The following is a 16992-nucleotide window of genomic DNA, read 5'->3' on the forward strand; positions in this document are numbered from 1 at the left end:
CCCCGTCACGAATCTTTCGTGACGGGGCTTCTGTTTTCCAGATTGCCGTTATGTTCAACGTGCTGAGGTCTCCTCGCACTGTGAGTATAGGAAATCCGTGTGCGACTTGCCGGCTGTTTATTGGTGTCTCATGGAATCGCCGCGCGCGTGCGCCGCCGCTTCCTTCACGATCCACTGACTGAACAGCAGCATGGCTGGGGTCGCGGGTTTGCCCTTCAGACAGGTCAGCCAGTAGCTGCCCGAATGGACTTCCACGTCGAATGGCCGTACGAGACGACCTGTATTGATCTCGTGATCGAACATCAACGCCGGCGCCAGGGCGATTCCCGCACCTTGCATCGCCGCTTCCACCATCAGCCGCGACGAATCGAACACCGGCCCGCGTATCGGCCGCGGCGGAATGCCCGCGGCGTTGAACCAGTTCATCCAGTCGTCCGCGCGATAGGAGCGCAGCAGCGTTTCGTCGGCGAGATCGCCGGGTGCCGAGAGACGCGCGGCGATTTCCGGTGCGCACAGCAACGACAGCGGCGCATCGAGCAGGCGGGTGGCGAGCGAACCGGGCCAGGTGCCATCGCCGAAACGGATCGCGAAGTCGAGGCCTTCGGTGGCGAGATCGACCAGGTTGTTGTTGGTTTGCAGCCGCAATTCGACGAACGGATGCGCTTCGCGAAACGACTTCAGACGCGGCATCAACCAGCCGACCGCGAACGTGCCCACTACACCGAGCGTCAATACCTCGTGAAAATGGCCGCCCTCGAATTGCTTGAGCACGGCTTCGATGCGGTCAAATGCATCAGTCAGCACCGGGCGCAGCGCGAGGCCCTCGTCGGTCATCGCGAGTCCGCGCGGCAGGCGCTTGAAGAGCGTGGTGCCGAGCCGCTCTTCGAGAGAGCGGACCTGCTGGCTCACGGCCGCTTGCGTCACGTTCAATTCGAGCGCCGCGCGCGTGAAACTCAAATGCCGGGCCGACGATTCGAACGCGCGCAGCGCGTTCAGTGGCAGGTAAGGTCGCATGGCGAACACATAAGATTTTCTTGTGAGTCGTCTAACTTATCATCGTTTGTCAGCGAGCGGCGGAAATCCGATAGTGGCGGCTTCTCACAAGGAGCGGCAATGATCACAAGACGGAAATTCGCGGGCGCGGTGCTGGGTGTGTCGATAGCTGGCGTTGCGGTTGGCGGCGTGGGGGCGTTCGGCAAGGTCATCCATAAAGGGGGCGCGGCGTCGCCGGACCGGCAACTGGCGAAGGCCGACACGATTCGTCGACGACTCGCGCAGATCGAGGCGGAAAGCGGTGGACGGCTCGGCGTATCGATCGTCGATACGGTGTCGGGTTTGCACGCGGGGTTGCGCGGCGACGAGCGGTTTCCGATGTGCAGCACGTTCAAGGCGTTGCTCGCGGGCGCGGTCCTGACGCGCGTGGATCGCGGGCAGGAAAACCTCGCGCGGCGCGTCGTTTTCTCGAAGCGCGAGCTGGTGTCGAACTCGCCGGGCACGAGCCCGCATACGCGCGAGCTGACCGGCGAGGAAGGCATGAGCATCGCCGATCTCTGCAAGGCGGCGATTACGTTGAGTGACAACACGGCGGCCAATCTTCTGCTGAAGACGATCGGCGGTCCGCCGGGATTGACCGCGTTTGCCCGCGATCTCGGCGATGGCATCACGCGTCTGGATCGCATCGAGCCGATGCTGAACGAGGCGACGCCCGGCGATCCGCGCGATACGACCACACCGAACGCGATGCTCGGCAATCTGCGGGAACTCCTGCTCGGCGAGCATTTGTCGTCGCCGTCGCGTGCGCAATTGCTGGCGTGGCTGGTGGCGAACGAAACGGGCGGCGCGCGGCTGCGCGCGAAGCTGCCGCCGGACTGGGGCGTCGGCGACAAGACCGGAACCGGCGAGCACGGCACGGCGAACGATATCGCGATTCTGTGGCCGCCTGGACGCGGCCCGGTGCTGGTCGCCGTCTATCTGACCGGCACGGATGGCGATGCGGCACGTAGCAACGCGGCGATTGCGAACGTCGGCGCGCTGGCGGTGGAATCGGTTTGACGTGACCGCAACGAGTGAGGCGCACCAAACGAAACGAGGCGCACGTGGCGCCTCGTCGTTTGCGGGAGGGTGCTGCTTGTCAATGCGCCTGCGCAATCCGGCGCGGTTCCACCGGCGCAGTCTGAGCGGCCACAGCCGCAACTGCCGGCGGAATCAACTTCCCTTGCACCAGCAAGCTCACCGTCTTCACCACCAGAATCCCGACGATCACATTCGCGGCAACGAACAGCACCGGCGCCGCCCATTCGACCGGACCCGTCGCGCCTCGTTCGACGAGACGGATCGCCATGGTCGGCAATGCCGCCACGCCGAAGCTGAAGGCCCAATAACCGGGGACGAAAGCCTGCTGACGAATCCAGGGCAGCAGACGCAGCAGCATCAACGCCTGATACAGACCGTAACCGAGCAACATCATCGCGAACAGATCGGGCACGCCCGTCGTGAGGCTCAGATACGTGACCCCACCCACTACCGGCGGCGCGAGCTGGATGCCGAGCACCGGCCGCAACGCTTCGGGCAACGCGTCATGCACCGTGGCGCGATGCAGGATGATCGACTCGATCGCGAGCCAGGACAGCAGACCCGCGCCGAAGAACAACGTGCCCAGCTGATGGAAACCGAACGCCGCCGATGCCGTTCCCGCCACGAAGCTCGACGCGACGCTCGGCAGATAAATGGCGGGCGTGACCAGCTCGGGCTTGCGTCCGCCTTGCCAGAGCCGTCCATGCAGATAGACGCCGAGCGCCAGTTGCCCGACCATCGCCACGCCGAACACGCCGAGCGCCAACGCATGCGCAATCGGTTGCAGCAGTTGCGCGGCCAGCAGGCTCGACACCGGCACGAGCGCCGCGAACGACGATTGCACTGGATGCTGCATTTCCGCGCGTGCCTCGTCGGCGTGCGCAAGCCACTTGTGTGCGTACGCTGCCAGCAGCACGACCCACACCACCAGCGCGACGGCCGTGCTCAACGCACCGATTTCGGTGGGCAGATGCCACACCGAAATCGCCACACGCCACAGATTGGCGAACGCCAGTGCGCCCACCGCGATCCCGAAGAAAGCAACTGGAATCGTGCCACGATTGCTGTTCATCACCGACCCTCCGACAGTTGCGACGCGCTCCGATGTTCTGGCCTCACGCGTTCGATGACGTACTGTAAAAGGCGGCGGCCCGGCGGTGAACGCGGACGACGCTCAACAAATCGCGCGATCGTCTCAAGCTGCGGGGAAGCGCAAAACGACGTAAGCCACGGAAGCCGACGCGATCCGCATCAAGGCAGATGACGCTCGGGCTTGCCGGTGTAGGTGTAGCTCATCTGGCGCGGCATCGGCCCCTTATTGCGTTCGTGGCGCCCGCGCTGCTCCCACGCGTGCGACAGAATCCCGACCGCGCGCGACAGGCAGAACACGCCGCGCGCCAGCTCCGGCGCGAAACCGAGTTCGGCGTAGATGACCGCGGTGGCGCCGTCGATATTCATCGGCACGGGTTTGCTTTTGCGGCGCATCAGCAACGCCTCGATGCCACGCGCGATCGCCGCGTAACGTCCGCCGATGCGACCCTGCGCGACGTTGTCATCGACCAGCGCGAGCAGGCGTGGCGCGCGCGGATCGACCGGATGGAAGCGGTGGCCGAAGCCTGGCAGATACTTGCCGCGCGTCTGCGTGAACGCATCGACGCCCTGTTCGACCGCTTCGTCCAAGGTTGCGCCCGCATCCATTCGGGCGCCGATCGCATCGTAGAGTTCGACTGCCTGTTGTCCCGCGCCGCCGTGCACGTCGTCGAGCGCGTTGAGGGCCGAGGCCATCGCGCCGTTTAGCGGCAAGCCGCAACTGGTCGCCATCCGCGAAATCGCGATCGACGGCGCGTGCGGTCCGTGATCCACCGACGCGACCAGCGCCGCCTCGAACAGACTCGCCTGCGCCGCATCCGGCAACTCGCCGCGCAACATCAGCCAGATCATCTGCGGAAAGCTGATGTGGCCGATCAGCTCCTGAATCGGAAAACCGCGCACGTTGATCGAGCCCGGATGAATGTCGATGATCGACGTGCTCCAGTAGTCGGCGGCGAGTTTCGCGGCGTCGAATGTTTGCGTCATGGTCAGATCACGCCTTCGGCGCGTAGTTGGTCGATGTGGGCGTCGTCGTAGCCGAGCGCGCCGAGTTGTTCACGGGTGTGCGCCGACAGCACCGGCGCGGGCGTGGCGGGCGCCGTGTCGGCGTCGTGCAGACGGAAACCCGCGCGCGTCACGCGTTGCCGGTCGGTGTCGTGCGTGCCGTCGAACTCGCGGATGAATTCGCGCGACGCCAGATGCGGATGCGCGAGGATTTCCGGCACCGACATCACGCGGCCGGCCGGCACGCCCGCTTCGTAGCATTTCGCTTCCCAGTTCGCGGCGCTGTCGGCGGCGAGCGCGGCTTCGATTTCCGCTTTCAGCGCGGCACGGTTCAGCTTGCGCGCGTTGCGTTCGGCAAAGCGCGGGTCGTCGAGTAGATCGGCGCGGCCGATCAGGCGGCACAGGCTCGCGAACTGTTTGTTCTCGTTCGCGGCGATGTTCAGCGGGCCGTCGCCGGTCTTGAACGTGCCCGACGGCGCGGCGGTGAAATTCTCGTTGCCCATCGGCGTGGGCGTGACGCCCGCGTTCAGATAGTTCGACACGACCCAGCCCATCGTCGCGAGCGTGGCTTCGAGCATCGACACGTCGAGCATGCGGCCGTGGCCGGTGGCGCGCGCATCGAGCAGCGCCGCGCAGATGCCGAACGCCGCGGTGAGGCCGCCCACCGTGTCCGACACCGGATAGCCGACGCGCAGCGGCGCGCTGTCGGCGTCGCCGGTCACGCTCATCACACCGGCAATGCCCTGGATGATCTGATCGTAAGCGGGGCGTTTGGCAAACTCGCCGTCCATGCCGAAGCCGGAAATCGCGCAGTACACGAGCTTCGGATTGACTTCGCTCAGCGCGGCGAAGTCGAGGCCGAGCCGCGTCATCACGCCGGGCCGGAAGTTTTCGACCAGCACGTCGGCGGTTTTCACCAGCTCGCGCAGGATGTCCTTGCCGCGCGGGTCTTTCAGATTCAGCGTGACGGACTGCTTGCCCGCGTTCACCGCGACGAACGAGGCCCCCATGTTGCGCGACGACGCTTCCTTGTCGGCGCCGAGCCGTCGCGCGAGATCGCCGCCTTCGGGATGCTCGATCTTGATCACTTCGGCGCCGAGCAGCGCGAGTTGATACGCGCAGAACGGCCCCGCCAAAACATTCGATAAGTCCAGTACGCGGACTCCAGCCAACGGCAGCGTCATTGCAGAAGCCTCTTGTTCAATGCGAGATTTCGTCGAGATTGAGATTGTTGGTGCGCGGCCCGAACAGACCGATCGCGCCCATCACCATCACCATCGACACGCTGATCAGCGCGAACACGCCGGTCACGTCGAAGTGCCGCAGCGCGAATGCGATCATGAAGCCGGAGAACATCGCCGACAGTCGCGACATCGAGTACACGAAACCGACCGCGCGCGCCCGCAAACGCGTGGGGAACAGTTCGGTCTGGTACGCGTGATAGCCGACCGAGAGAAGCGTGCCGCACAGCGTGATGAGCACGCCGAGCGTCATCAGCATGGCGGGCGAGGTCTGCGTGGCGAACAGGCTGCCGAAGATCACGATGCCGAGCGCCGACAGCACGATCAGCGTTTTACGTTCGATACGGTCCGCGATCGCCATGCCGAGCAGCGGCCCGAACGGATTCGAAATCGCGATCACGAACGAGTACAGCAGGCTGTGCGTGATGGTCACGCCCTTGGAGACCAGCAGCGTCGGCACCCACGACGCGAAACCGTAGAAGCCGATCGCCTGGAACAGGTTGAACACGAGCATCGTGATTGCGCGGCGGCGATACGGCGGTTGCCAGATTTCGCGGAAGGCCGCCTTCGTGGTGGCGGGTTCGACGGTCGGCACGGGCGGCGGCAACGGTTTGCCGTATTGCGCGGCGACCTTCGCTTCCAGCGCCTGCAGCACCTGTTCCGCTTCGGCGGCGCGCCCTTGTTGCGCGAGCCAGCGCGGGCTTTCCGGCACGCGCCGGCGAATCGCCCACACGATCACCGCGCCCAGCGCGCCGATGATCACGACCCAGCGCCAGCCGTCGAGACCGAACGGCGTTTGCGGCACCAGCCACCACGCGAGAAACGCGACCGACGGCACCGCCGTGTACTGCACCAGATGCACGAACGCGAACGCGCGGCCACGCAGATGCTTCGGCACGAGTTCGCTGACGTAGGTGTCGATCGTCACCAGTTCGACGCCCACGCCGATGCCCGCGATCAGCCGCCATGCGTTGATCGCGGGCGCGCTGCTTTGCAGGGCCATGATCAGCGTGGCGACCGAATACCACAGCAGGGATACGGTGAACACGGTGCGCCGGCCGTAACGGTCGGCCATTCCCGCGAGAAAAAACGTGCCGATGAACAGGCCGGCGAACGACGCCGCCACGAACGCGCCGAGGCCGGACACGCCGAAGAACGAGGCCGTGGTGGTCGCGTACATGCCGCTCTTGACGAGACCGGGGCCGACATACGCGGTGAAGAACAGATCGTAGAACTCGAACCAGCCGCCGATCGACAGCAGAAACACCAGCGTCCACACCGTGCGCGTGGCGGGCAGACGGTCGATTCGCGCGTTGATGCCGGGCGTCGGCTCCGGCGTCCCGGCGGGCGGGTTGGATGATGCGTGTCGCGCATCGAGCGGCAGGCTTGCCATGGAATCCTCCTTCGGATGTCTCTCGGCTAGATTGTTTTCGTTCTATTGGGCAGAACGATGTTCTATAAAATGGATGTGCCGAGAGTAGTCCGAGCGCGCGTCGGCAGATATCGGGGTTTTACCTGGAGGGCGCTATATCGCGCGGCGTTGCGCTTTCACGAGTGGCAGGCCGCCAAAAACGAAAGCGCCGGATGGTCGTTCGACGATCCGGCGCTTCGCTTCAAGGTTTTTGCAGAGTTGCGTGCGTTACACGGCCATGCGTTGCAGGGTTTGCAGCAAGGTATCGAAGGACAGCGGTTTGCGCGCGTATTCGATACGAGGATTCGGCTGAATGGGAATGTCCGCGGCGGCGCTGCACAACAGGATCGGAATCTCGCGCAGGTCCGGGGCGGCGTTCAGGATCGCGCAGAGTTGCAAGCCGGACATGACCGGCATCATGCAGTCGGACACGATGATGTCGGGCCGGGTCGTGCGAATCTGCACCAGCGCGGCCGCTCCATTCGACGCCGTCAATACCGTATAGCCGTGCCGCTCCAGCAACAGTCGCCAGACCGTGAGAATGTCGAATTCGTCGTCCACGACCAGAATGGTTTTCATGGGCGGCTAGGGAAGTCGTCGCGCTTGCAGTGTGGCTGACAGGCCAGGTACCGACACCATGCTGGCCGGGCCGGCTGAATTGGCCGTGACGTCGAGTCCGTCGGACGAAATCACGAGCTCGCGCAACGACGTGTCGTGTGCGCTCTCGCGTTGCTTGACCACGGAAATCATTCGATGCAGACCGCTGTCGGTTTCGGCGTAGCGCAGCAGCACGAGGTTTTCCGTCAACGCGGAGACACGTACGCTCTTCGCGTGACCCGGGTCGGCGTACAGAGGCAGTTCTTCCGTGATCAGCGTGGTCACGCAGGCCTCGCGAAGCTGATGCAGGAACGCGTTGAGGAACAGGCCGAAGCGCTCGGTACGCAGCGCCGAGTCGCGGAATCCTTCCACACCGTCGATCACGATGCGCGTTGCGCCGGTCCGTTTGACCGTGGCGAGCGCGGTGGCCGCGAGTTCGTCGACCGCGAGTTCGATTGCCGGTTGCCATTGAATGGCCAGGCGACCGTCCTGATAGGCGTCGGTGAGCGGGATCGAGACGGCCTCGGCCTTGCCGATCAACCGCTGCGGCCCTTCGTAGAAACCGAGGTACACGCAGCGTTCGCCGCGCGTTACGCCGGCCGCGAGGAACTGTAGACAGAGCAGCGTCTTGCCGACGCCCGACGGGCCGATCAGCGTGGTGGTGGAGCCTTGCGCGAAGCCGCCGCCCAGCAACCCGTCGAGATGCGGCAATCCGAAGCCGAGACGCGATTTCAGATCCACCGGCCCCGGCTGCGCGGCGCACTGCGCTTCGAGACGCGGGAACATCAGCAGGCCGCTTTCGGCAATACGGAAGAAGTGCTTGCCCATCAGATGATTGCGCGCGCGCATCTTGTGCACTTCGATTTCGCGCGCGCGGCGCATGCCGTCGCTATAACGGTTCAACTCGATCAACCCGTCGACCAGCGTGTGCTCCGGATGCGGTTCGTTACCGGACAGCGGCGCGAGCAGCAGCGTGGTGCAGTCCATCGCCGCGACCAGCGCGTTGAGTTCGTGAATGAACTTCGACAGCGACAGCTCGGTTTCGCTGAATTCACGCGCGCTGCGAAAACCGTCGATGATCATCAAACTCGGGCGGTAGTCGTAAATGCTCGACGCGATCAGCTTCAGGAAACCGTCGAGACCGTCCTGCATCAACTCGTGGTAGCCGGAAACGAACAGCATCTGCTGGGCGACCGCGCGTTCGTCGAAGAAGCTCAGACCCTTCAGGTGGCCCAGCAGCTTGTCGTGCGATTCGGCGATCAGGGTCATATACAGCACCTTCTCGCCCTGGCTTACACGGTGAAATCCAATCTGGCTCGACAGGATCGTTTTACCTGCACCGGCCATGCCTTCCAGCAGATAGACGCCGCCGCGGACGAGGCCGCCGCCCAGGATTTCGTCGAGGCCCGGTACGCCCGTCTCGACATTGGCGCGAGCCGCGTCAGGCCGGGCCGCGTCAGGCCGAGCCGCGTCAGGCCGAGCCGTGCCCGGCCGGCCCGGGTCCGGCGATGGAGACGACTGGGATTCGTGGATAGTCATTGTCGATGTGTCATTCAGAGTGCGAAGAGGCGAAGGCTCGTGCGTGCGGTCCGGATCGCCCAAACAAGATAACGTAGCAATCCGCGTTCCTTAACGTACCCGCTCACGAGCGTGATGACGCCCGCCGACGTTGGATGGAGGGGATTCTATCCGGCCCTGGCCCGCTTGGCGAACCGCGGGCCGACTGGAGCTGCCGCATCGGACCGGCACGCGACGCAAGGTCCGAACGCTTGTGCCGTATACAATTCGGCAGCGCCGGAGGCTTACCGGCTTGTGCTTCGCGTTCCACCCAATCCTGACCTGATCCGATCCATGCCGACTCCGACCCGGGCCTTTCTTCTCGGCCCGCTCCTGAAAGGCGTTTCACGCTCCTTCTATCTCACGCTGCGCGTGCTGCCCACCGGCATGCGCGACCCGATCGGCCTCGCGTATCTGCTGGCGCGCGCGGCCGACACGATTGCGGATACCTCGCTGATCTCGCCCGAACAGCGACTGGAATTGCTGTTGGCGTTGCGCGCCCACGTGAACGGCGCGACCGACGACGGCACGCTGCTGCGTCGCCTCACCGCCGAGGTGGCGGGTCAACAGACGCAGTCGGATGAAAAGGTGCTGCTCGAATCGCTTGGCCCCGCGCTCGACGTGCTGTCGCAACTCGGCGAGTCCGATCGCAAAGCGGTGCGCGGCATCGTCACGACGCTGAGCGAGGGCATGGAATTCGATCTGCGCACGTTCCCCGACGAACGTTCCGGCCAGATCGCGGCGCTGGGCAACGAGGACGATCTCGATCGCTATACGTATCTGGTGGCGGGATGCGTCGGCGAATTCTGGACCACGATGACCTATGCGCATATGCCGGGCACGCTGAAGGAGCGGCCCGACACGATGACCGGTCGCGGCGTGCGTTTCGGCAAGGCGCTGCAGATGACCAACGTGCTGCGCGATTGCGGCAAGGATCTGCGGATCGGCCGCTGCTATCTGCCGCAAACCTTGCTCGATCGCCATGGTCTCGGCGCGCGGGACTTGCTGTTGCCCGCCAACTCGCTGCGCGCGCGTCCGCTGATGGTCGAACTGCTGCGCAAGTCGCTCGATCATTTCCACGCGGCGCTCGACTACACGCTGGCGATTCCCGGGTGGTCCGTGCGCTTGCGTCTCGCCAGCTTGTGGCCGATCCTGATCGGCCTCGACACCTTGCTGCTGCTCGTGCAAAACGATGCGTGGCTCGATCCGCAGAAGGTGTCGAAGGTGCGGCGCAATCACGTGTACCGGATCATCGGCGAGTCGTTCATGATGGTGGCGTCCAATGCCATGGTGCGCAAGGCGGTCGAGAAACGCATCGCGCAGATCGAAGCGCGGTTCTGAATGACCTGTTTCGGCGTTCGTTGCGCCGGCATCGATCGATTTAATCTGGATCATTGAATCGCGATCGATCGGGAAACCCCTAGGACCGTGCGTCCGTGGTTCGCGTTAGTCTCTGTTCAAGAGGAGACGAACCATGAGACAAGCGTTTTACATTGCCGTGGTGTTGTTGCTTGGCTATCTGATGGCCGATCGGGCGCTGATGCGCGCGCAGGCCGGAGAGATAGGCACCATTACGTGCCATCAAGGCGCGGAACTGGTCAAATCCGGCGCGTTGAAGAAGGGCTTCGGCGAAGTCGGCGCCAGCAGCCAGGGAGAGAACTTCCTGTCGAGCTGCCTCGTTACCGGCCGTGGTCAGGTCGGCGATCTGATCGCACGCGAATAAAGACAGCAGGAAAAAGCGCCCGGACCAGATGGCCCAGGCGAAGTCATCGGGAGCCCGATGACGGAGGTATCGAATACGAAACTGGCCCGCGATCGGGGATGCTCGGTCGCGGGCCAGTTCGTTTACAGCGTGTTGTGATGCGTGCCGGGTGCGTGAAGATCGCAAATCCGAAGCGCGGCCATCAATCCTTCTTTTCCAGCGACAGCCCAGGTATCGGTATAACGGTACGCGACTGGCTTAATGGCCGAAGTAGACCGATTGCGGACCCGTGCCGACCGCGACCGGATGACCCCCTTCCGACGATCCGCTAACGACGCCGCCATATCCCGATTCCGCACCTTGCGCGGTGCCGTTTTTCGCGTCGACACGCGCCTGGGCCGCTTGAATGTCGGCGGGGTAATACGGGTCGGCGTGGCCCGGTTGATAGCCGGCCTGTTCCAGTTGAATCAGTTGGGCGCGCACTTCGGCGCGGGTCATCGGCTGGTTGGACTGGGCAAACGAAGCGACAGGCGCGGCCAGCGCGGCGGCGATAACGACAGCTTGAATGAGCGATTTCATGATGAACTACCTCCAGTTCGGTCTTTGTGGCGCTACGAACGCGCTTGTTCGTAGTCAGTGATTACATTGTAGTTTTGAGAACTGGGCGGAGTAATCGCCAAAACAGGTAATGTTTGTTGTTAAAACTGAGACAAATGCGCCGGAACTCTGGTGCTGGATTTGCCGCTGGTGGCGACGCAAAGGAGATAGGCCGTTCGATCGAAGAGTAAACGGCATGGGCGGATGCGGGCAAGGCTCGACGGTCGCATCGCGGAGTGTGGGATGACGAGGTCACCGTAATTCGCTACGGCATCCGAATCAAATTGAAGGTGTCGAAAAATTACGCCACGACACGACGCAACGATCGCGACGCCAGGGTCGCGACACACGATTCACGACACGGAACACTCCGGATCGCTGACGAGAAGAAGTTCATTGACCTGATCCAGCACGCCGGATTTTTTCCACGCCGTATAACGAAGATAACAGGTCTGTTGCGGCGGAAAGGTGGCTGGAAGCCGGTGCCATTTTTCCTTGGTCTGTTGCAGCCACAGTATCGCGTTGAGAATCTCGCGATCGCTGCGGCGCGGTCGCCCGCGTACGGATGAAGACTCCGGAAAGAGACTCTGGACGCGAGCCCAATCGGCGTCGGAGAGTGGGATCTGTAGCATCGGCTGCCTGAATGACGGTGGGGGAAATTGGCGGTCGTCGCATGCTGCGCTGAAGCCGATACTAGAGAATCTTTTTAACCCGGTCAAACGTTCCGGTGCTGATATATCGCACTGAAAACGTTTATGTTTCAGCGCTATTTCGCGATCTTGCACGGCATGCCGTTTCGTTCGCATTCGACGATTTTTCGTTATCGTCGCGCGCAATCATCGTTGGCGTGCCGCTGTAGTGTCGGTGGCGTTCCCGCAGCGTAACGTCACGTGTTTCGCTACGTAACGTGCGTGCTGGAACGAACCTTTTCGATGCCGGAACGAGGCGGCGAAAGTTTGGGGAAGATGCCCGCGAAGCATTGCGCGGCGTGGCTTTGCGGTGAGGCGCGACGTTTCATACTGGTGTTGTACTGGCGCCTGGCATAAGCCGTGCATACGTTGGCGAAGTTCCATCGATCATCGGTTCGCCATGCACACCCTCGACTATATCCAACCTGTTGCGTTCGCAACGAACTCGATCGCGGGCGCGCTCAGCGCCGCGCGGCACGACGCGGACGACGCCCGCGACCCTTCGTCGGGTTTGACCGGACTCGAGCAGCGGGTTCAGGACGGACTGCGCGCGGGCGAGTTTCATCTCGTGTTTCAGGGCGCGCATCGTGTGGCGGGCGGCGCGCTGGCGCGTCTCGAAGCGCAGGTGCGCTGGACGCATCCCGATTACGGTTTGCTGCTTCCCGGTATCTTCATGATGCCGCTCGATCATCCGCAGCTCGCGCTGGAGATGGCGCAATTCGTCGTGGATGGCGTGTGCCGCGAGTTGCGAGACTGTCTCGCCGCGCAACTGCCTTTGCGTCCGGTGGCGATCAGGGTGCCCGCACAGGTCGCCGTGCTCGCGTCGTTCGCGGAGGACATTGTGCGGATCGCCGGGTCGTACGGCGTGCCGGTCCATCTGCTCGATATCGAAGTCGTCGACGGCGCCGAGGCGGCCAAGCTGCTGTCGTTGCGGACCTTAACCGCGGGCTTGCGCGATGCCGGGGCGAGCATTTCGTTGGGGCAATGGGGCAACGGCGCGTCGTCGCTCGCGTTGCTCGGAGCGCTCGACGTCGACACCATCACGATTTCGCGTGACCTGATGGCGACCGTGCCGCGCGAGGCGCGCGCCGGCCTGGTGATGTCGACGCTGATGGACCTGTTGCAGGCGCTGGACGTGCAGGTGGTGGTGAACGGTATCGATACCGAAGCGCAACTGGCATGGTTGAAGCGTTGGCCGCAAGCGCTGGCGCAAGGGCTATTGTTCTCGCGCCCGCAAGCCGGCCTCGCGAGTGTGTTGAAGCTGCGCCGCGTGCCGTGATCTGCGAGCGCAAGGCGATGAGCGGTATCTGATTCACGGGCGGCATAGGCACACTCACGGCACACACGCAAAACGCACACGCAAAACACGAATGACAACGCCGGTTGAACTCACGTTCAACCGGCGTTTGTTTTGCGCGGCACCCGACTGGACTAATCGAACACGCGCGACAGTCTCGCGAACAAGCCGTTCTTCGCGATCCACTCGGCGTACGCGCGGTAGTCGGGATCGTTCATCAAATGTTTTTCCTCGGTTTTCGCGCGCAGGAAATACAGCATGTTCACCATCGCGAGCGCGAAGCAGTGCATGAGCGCCGCGCGCCAGCCCAGCGGTTCGATGAACGGCACGGCGATCATCCAGTAAGACAGATTCTTGGCGATGTACGCGGGGTGCTTGGTGAAGCGGTAAGGCCCCGACGTGATGATGCCGCGATTGGTCAGGTTCGAGAAACGCAGGCCGAACGAGATCGTGGCGAGCGCGTAGCACAGCAGCAGCGCCACGATGACCGTGCCCCACACGATGCGCAGCAGCGGTAGCGAAATGAGCCAGTTGTCCCAGAACATCGATCCTTCGTAATGGATGTACTGGTTCGAGATCAGCGACCAGAACGGCTGATAGCAGATCAGCGCGACGAGCCAGCCGAGCGCGGTCGGCTCCGCGCTCCGCACGTGGGTGTCGAGAATGCGCAGCGTGCACAGATAGCCGACGGTGCCGAACATCAGGTCCATCGCGAACGACAGGTCGTACATGAAGCGGAACGTGGCGAGCGAGAACGGTGCATTCAGCGCGGCGGTCAGCGACGCGTCGAGGTGATCCGCGTTGGTCGACAGGTAGACGATCATCAGCGGCAGGAAGAAGGCCTTGACCATCCACCCCGCCAGCATCTCGCGCACGGGGCGGAAGTTCGCCGGCCGCTCGCCGCGAAACAGCAGGCGCGCCCACACCAGATACGCGTCGTCGACATCGCGCTGATGCCGGTCCATCCACGCGAAATAGAACGGCGCGACGATCAGCACGTAAGGCGCGAGGGTGCGGATCAGCGACCAGAACGGGTTGTAGAACGCGCCGTGATATTCGGGCAGCAGCCAGTACAGCGCGCCGATGCCCGCGTAGACCGAACTGAGCGCGGCCAGCCGCGCGCCGACTCGCGCGACACTCAGCGGCCGCACCGCACGGCTCGCGAGGCCGGCGCTCGGGCGCAGATAGACGCGCGCGACGAAGAGTTCGTAGGTGGCGATCGTCGCGATGATCGCGAGACAGGCCAAGGTGCCGCGCGCCGCGCCGTCGAGCGTGGTGCTGTCGCGCAGCAGCCAGAGCGTGAGCAGGCCGGCGGCGATGCCGAGCAGGCCGATCGAAAACGGCGTCGCGGATTGCGGCCGCGCGTCCTGGAGATGCGCAACGGTGTCGAAGGTCGAGTTCATGTCATCCTCGTAGTCATGACATCGCGGCCGGGCTGTTTGGTTTTTTGAGGGCTGGCCGCTGCGGTTGAATGCTGGGTCGAGACGATGATTCAGTGGGGCGTCGTGTAGTACCGCGTTCGATATGGCGAAAGCTTTTTGCTTCGAAGCGCCGCGCGCGAGGTATCGACTCGAAGCGCGGCGCTTCATCTGCTGCTGTCCGTTCGGTTACTTGCCGGTGGCGACGCCGCCGAGCAATCCGCCGACCAGATTCGTCACCGGCGCGAGCGGATTCTTGCTGGTGGAACCGCTGCTGCCCGAGCCGCTGGCGGTGCCGCCGGTCAGCCCGCCGATCAGACCGGTCACCGGATTGGCCGCCGTGCCGCCCGACGACGACGCGCTGACGCCGCCTGTCACGCTGACCGTCAACGAACCGACCAGACTGACGACTGGCGTCAGCGGATTGCCCGTGCCTGTACCTGCGCCGCCGAGCGAGCCGACCTTGCCGAGCAGACCGGTGATCGGCGTGAGCAATCCGCCGATGCCGCCTGCGCCGCCGATACCACCTGCGCCACCCGCGCCACCGAGCGAACCGAGGTTGCCGATCAGACCCGTCAACGGCGGGATCGAGATGCCGCCGGTTCCGCCGAGTCCGCCTAGCCCACCCAAAGGTCCGAGCAGGCCGGTGATCGGTGCAAGCGGGTTCGATGTCGCGCCGGTGAACAGACCGCCGGTGCTCGTGACGGTCTTGCCCAACTGACTCACGACGCCGCCGATGTCCTTGCCGACCGGGTCGCCGGTCGAGCCCGACACCTTGATACCGGCCGCATCGAGGCCATTGCCGAGGGTGCCGAGCAGGTTGTTGAGCGGTGCGCCGAGACCGGTCGCGTTGCCGAGCGTCTGCGTCGTGTTCGAGACGGTCAGGGTGATCGGGTTGATGGCCGAACTGAGCTGGGTCTCGATCTGCTGGACGGGGGCGCTCGCGAGGACGTTGTTCAATCCCGAACCGACCGACGTCACACCGTTGCCGACACCGCCGACCACGCCGCCGACCGCGGACGTCACGGGAGAAAGCGGCGACAGCGGGCCGCTGCCGAGACTCGACACCACGCCGCCCACGGCGGTCACCGCGTTGCCGGTGTTGGAGACGAGGCCGGAGGTGGAGGTGAGCGTCGGGCCGAGCGGGTTGGCGGCGCTGCCGACCGTGCCGAGACCCGCGGCGGTGCCGTTGCCGAGCGTCTTCACGCCATTGCCGAGATCGGTGAGGGCGTTGCCGAGGTTCGTCGTCGTTCCGCTATCGACGCCAGGGACCGATGTGCCGGTGACTTTGCCGCCGGTATCGGCGACTGTCGTGCCGACCGCGGCGATCAGGTTGCCGGTTTGCGTGATGATGTTGCCGAGCGGGGTGGAGGAGGTGCCCGAGGTGCCCGAGGTGCCCGAGGTGCCCGAGGTGCCCGAGGTGCCCGAGGTGCCCGAGGTGCCCGAGGTGCCCGAGGTGCCCGAGGTGCCCGAGGTGCCCGAGGTGCCCGAGGTGCCCGAGGTGCCCGAGGTGCCCGAGGTGCCCGAGGTGCCCGAGGTGCCCGAGGTGCCGGAAGTACCCGAGGTGCCGGAAGTACCCGAGGTGCCGGAAGTACCCGAGGTGCCGGAAGTACCCGAGGTGCCGGAAGTACCCGAGGTGCCGGAAGTACCCGAGGTGCCGGAAGTACCCGAGGTGCCGGAAGTACCCGAGGTGCCGGAAGTGCCTGAGGTGCCGGAAGTGCCTGAGGTGCCGGAAGTACCCGAAGTACCCGAAGTACCCGAAGTACCCGAAGTACCCGAAGTACCCGAAGTACCCGAAGTACCCGAAGTACCCGAAGTACCCGAAGTACCCGAAGTACCCGAAGTACCCGAAGTACCCGAAGTACCCGAAGTACCCGAAGTACCCGAAGTGCCCGAAGTGCCGGAAGTGCCGGAAGTACCCGAAGTGCCGGAAGTACCCGAAGTACCCGAAGTACCCGAAGTGCCCGAAGTGCCCGAAGTGCCCGAAGTGCCGGAAGTGCCCGAAGTGCCCGAAGTGCCCGAAGTGCCCGAAGTGCCCGAAGTGCCGGAAGTACCCGAAGTACCGGAAGTCCCCGAAGTACCGGAAGTCCCCGAAGTACCGGAAGTACCGGAAGTCCCCGAACCACCCGAAGTCCCACCACCCCCACCACCCGACGTCCCACTCCCCGACGTCCCCGCGAGCCCTCCTCCGCCGAGCCCGCTCGTAGTACCGGGGCTAAGCGTCGATCCACAACCATAGAGAGCGAGCAATGTAGACGTCGCAACAGCGATGGCTGTCCGACCCGCGAATTTGTTCATGATGTCCCCGTTGTGCGA

Annotated in this window: 16 protein-coding genes; 5 read left to right on the forward strand and 11 right to left on the reverse strand. The window is 64.1% G+C overall.

Annotated elements, in window-relative coordinates; genetic code table 11:
• Positions 1-117 precede the first annotated feature (117 nt).
• Positions 118-1014, reverse strand: a complete 897-nt coding sequence (locus LFL96_RS28825; protein WP_281001302.1) for a LysR family transcriptional regulator — start codon at positions 1012-1014, stop codon at positions 118-120.
• Positions 1015-1113: 99 nt separating this feature from the next.
• On the opposite strand from LFL96_RS28825, the gene bla reads away from it, so the two are divergent.
• Positions 1114-2052 (forward strand): class A beta-lactamase, encoded by a 939-nt coding sequence (bla, locus tag LFL96_RS28830; RefSeq protein WP_281001303.1) that lies wholly within the window; start codon positions 1114-1116, stop codon positions 2050-2052.
• A 79-nt stretch (positions 2053-2131) separates the two neighbouring features.
• On the opposite strand, the gene tehA is transcribed toward bla, so the two are convergent.
• The 6 genes from tehA to LFL96_RS28860 all read right to left on the reverse strand — a co-directional run bounded on the left by tehA (position 2132) and on the right by LFL96_RS28860 (position 8955).
• Positions 2132-3145 (reverse strand): dicarboxylate transporter/tellurite-resistance protein TehA, encoded by a 1014-nt coding sequence (gene tehA, locus LFL96_RS28835; protein ID WP_281001304.1) that lies wholly within the window; start codon positions 3143-3145, stop codon positions 2132-2134.
• Between the two features lie 179 nt (positions 3146-3324).
• Positions 3325-4155 carry a citryl-CoA lyase gene (locus tag LFL96_RS28840; protein WP_281003883.1) on the reverse strand — a complete coding sequence of 277 codons (831 nt, stop codon included), beginning with the start codon at positions 4153-4155 and terminating at the stop codon, positions 3325-3327.
• Complete coding sequence (locus tag LFL96_RS28845) at positions 4152-5351, reverse strand: CoA transferase (protein ID WP_281001305.1); 1200 nt, start codon at positions 5349-5351, stop codon at positions 4152-4154. The genes LFL96_RS28840 and LFL96_RS28845 overlap by 4 nt, the downstream gene beginning before the upstream one ends.
• 16 nt (positions 5352-5367) lie before the next feature.
• Positions 5368-6801, reverse strand: coding sequence for an MFS transporter (locus tag LFL96_RS28850; RefSeq protein ID WP_281001306.1), 1434 nt, complete (start codon positions 6799-6801; stop codon positions 5368-5370).
• 246 nt (positions 6802-7047) lie between these two features.
• The gene (locus LFL96_RS28855) at positions 7048-7398 is read right to left on the reverse strand and encodes a response regulator (protein ID WP_281001307.1); all 351 of its coding nucleotides are present in this window, start codon (positions 7396-7398) and stop codon (positions 7048-7050) included.
• A gap of 6 nt (positions 7399-7404) precedes the next feature.
• Positions 7405-8955, reverse strand: coding sequence for an ATPase domain-containing protein (locus tag LFL96_RS28860; RefSeq protein WP_281001308.1), 1551 nt, complete (start codon positions 8953-8955; stop codon positions 7405-7407).
• Between the two features lie 312 nt (positions 8956-9267).
• On the opposite strand from LFL96_RS28860, the gene LFL96_RS28865 reads away from it, so the two are divergent.
• Positions 9268-10314, forward strand: a complete 1047-nt coding sequence (locus LFL96_RS28865; RefSeq protein ID WP_281001309.1) for a phytoene/squalene synthase family protein — start codon at positions 9268-9270, stop codon at positions 10312-10314.
• Positions 10315-10447: 133 nt separating this feature from the next.
• On the forward strand, positions 10448-10696 hold the full coding sequence (locus LFL96_RS28870; RefSeq protein WP_281001310.1) for a hypothetical protein: 249 nt from the start codon (positions 10448-10450) through the stop codon (positions 10694-10696).
• A gap of 237 nt (positions 10697-10933) precedes the next feature.
• On the opposite strand, the gene LFL96_RS28875 is transcribed toward LFL96_RS28870, so the two are convergent.
• Both LFL96_RS28875 and LFL96_RS28880 read right to left on the reverse strand, forming a co-directional pair.
• Entirely contained in the window at positions 10934-11254 is a 321-nt protein-coding gene (locus tag LFL96_RS28875) for a DUF4148 domain-containing protein (protein WP_281001311.1), read from the reverse strand.
• 371 nt (positions 11255-11625) lie between these two features.
• Positions 11626-12057, reverse strand: a complete 432-nt coding sequence (locus LFL96_RS28880) for a transposase (RefSeq protein WP_281001312.1) — start codon at positions 12055-12057, stop codon at positions 11626-11628.
• A 304-nt stretch (positions 12058-12361) separates the two neighbouring features.
• Here LFL96_RS28880 and LFL96_RS28885 point away from each other — a divergent pair, with 304 nt between their 5' ends.
• Entirely contained in the window at positions 12362-13240 is an 879-nt protein-coding gene (locus LFL96_RS28885) for an EAL domain-containing protein (protein WP_281001313.1), read from the forward strand.
• Between the two features lie 152 nt (positions 13241-13392).
• Here the strand turns inward: LFL96_RS28885 and LFL96_RS28890 are convergent, their stop codons facing one another.
• Both LFL96_RS28890 and LFL96_RS28895 read right to left on the reverse strand, forming a co-directional pair.
• Positions 13393-14661, reverse strand: coding sequence for an isoprenylcysteine carboxylmethyltransferase family protein (locus LFL96_RS28890; RefSeq protein WP_281001314.1), 1269 nt, complete (start codon positions 14659-14661; stop codon positions 13393-13395).
• A gap of 204 nt (positions 14662-14865) precedes the next feature.
• On the reverse strand, positions 14866-16029 hold the full coding sequence (locus tag LFL96_RS28895; RefSeq protein WP_281003884.1) for a collagen-like triple helix repeat-containing protein: 1164 nt from the start codon (positions 16027-16029) through the stop codon (positions 14866-14868).
• Between LFL96_RS28895 and LFL96_RS28900 the strand changes: the two genes are divergently transcribed.
• A complete protein-coding gene (locus LFL96_RS28900) occupies positions 16025-16915 on the forward strand; it encodes a highly repetitive protein (RefSeq protein WP_281003885.1) in 891 nt (296 codons plus the stop codon). The genes LFL96_RS28895 and LFL96_RS28900 overlap by 5 nt on opposite strands.
• Positions 16916-16992: the final 77 nt, after the last annotated feature.

Origin of the sequence: Paraburkholderia sp. D15 (genome assembly GCF_029910215.1) — a bacterium.
Classification (GTDB): Bacteria; Pseudomonadota; Gammaproteobacteria; order Burkholderiales; family Burkholderiaceae; genus Paraburkholderia.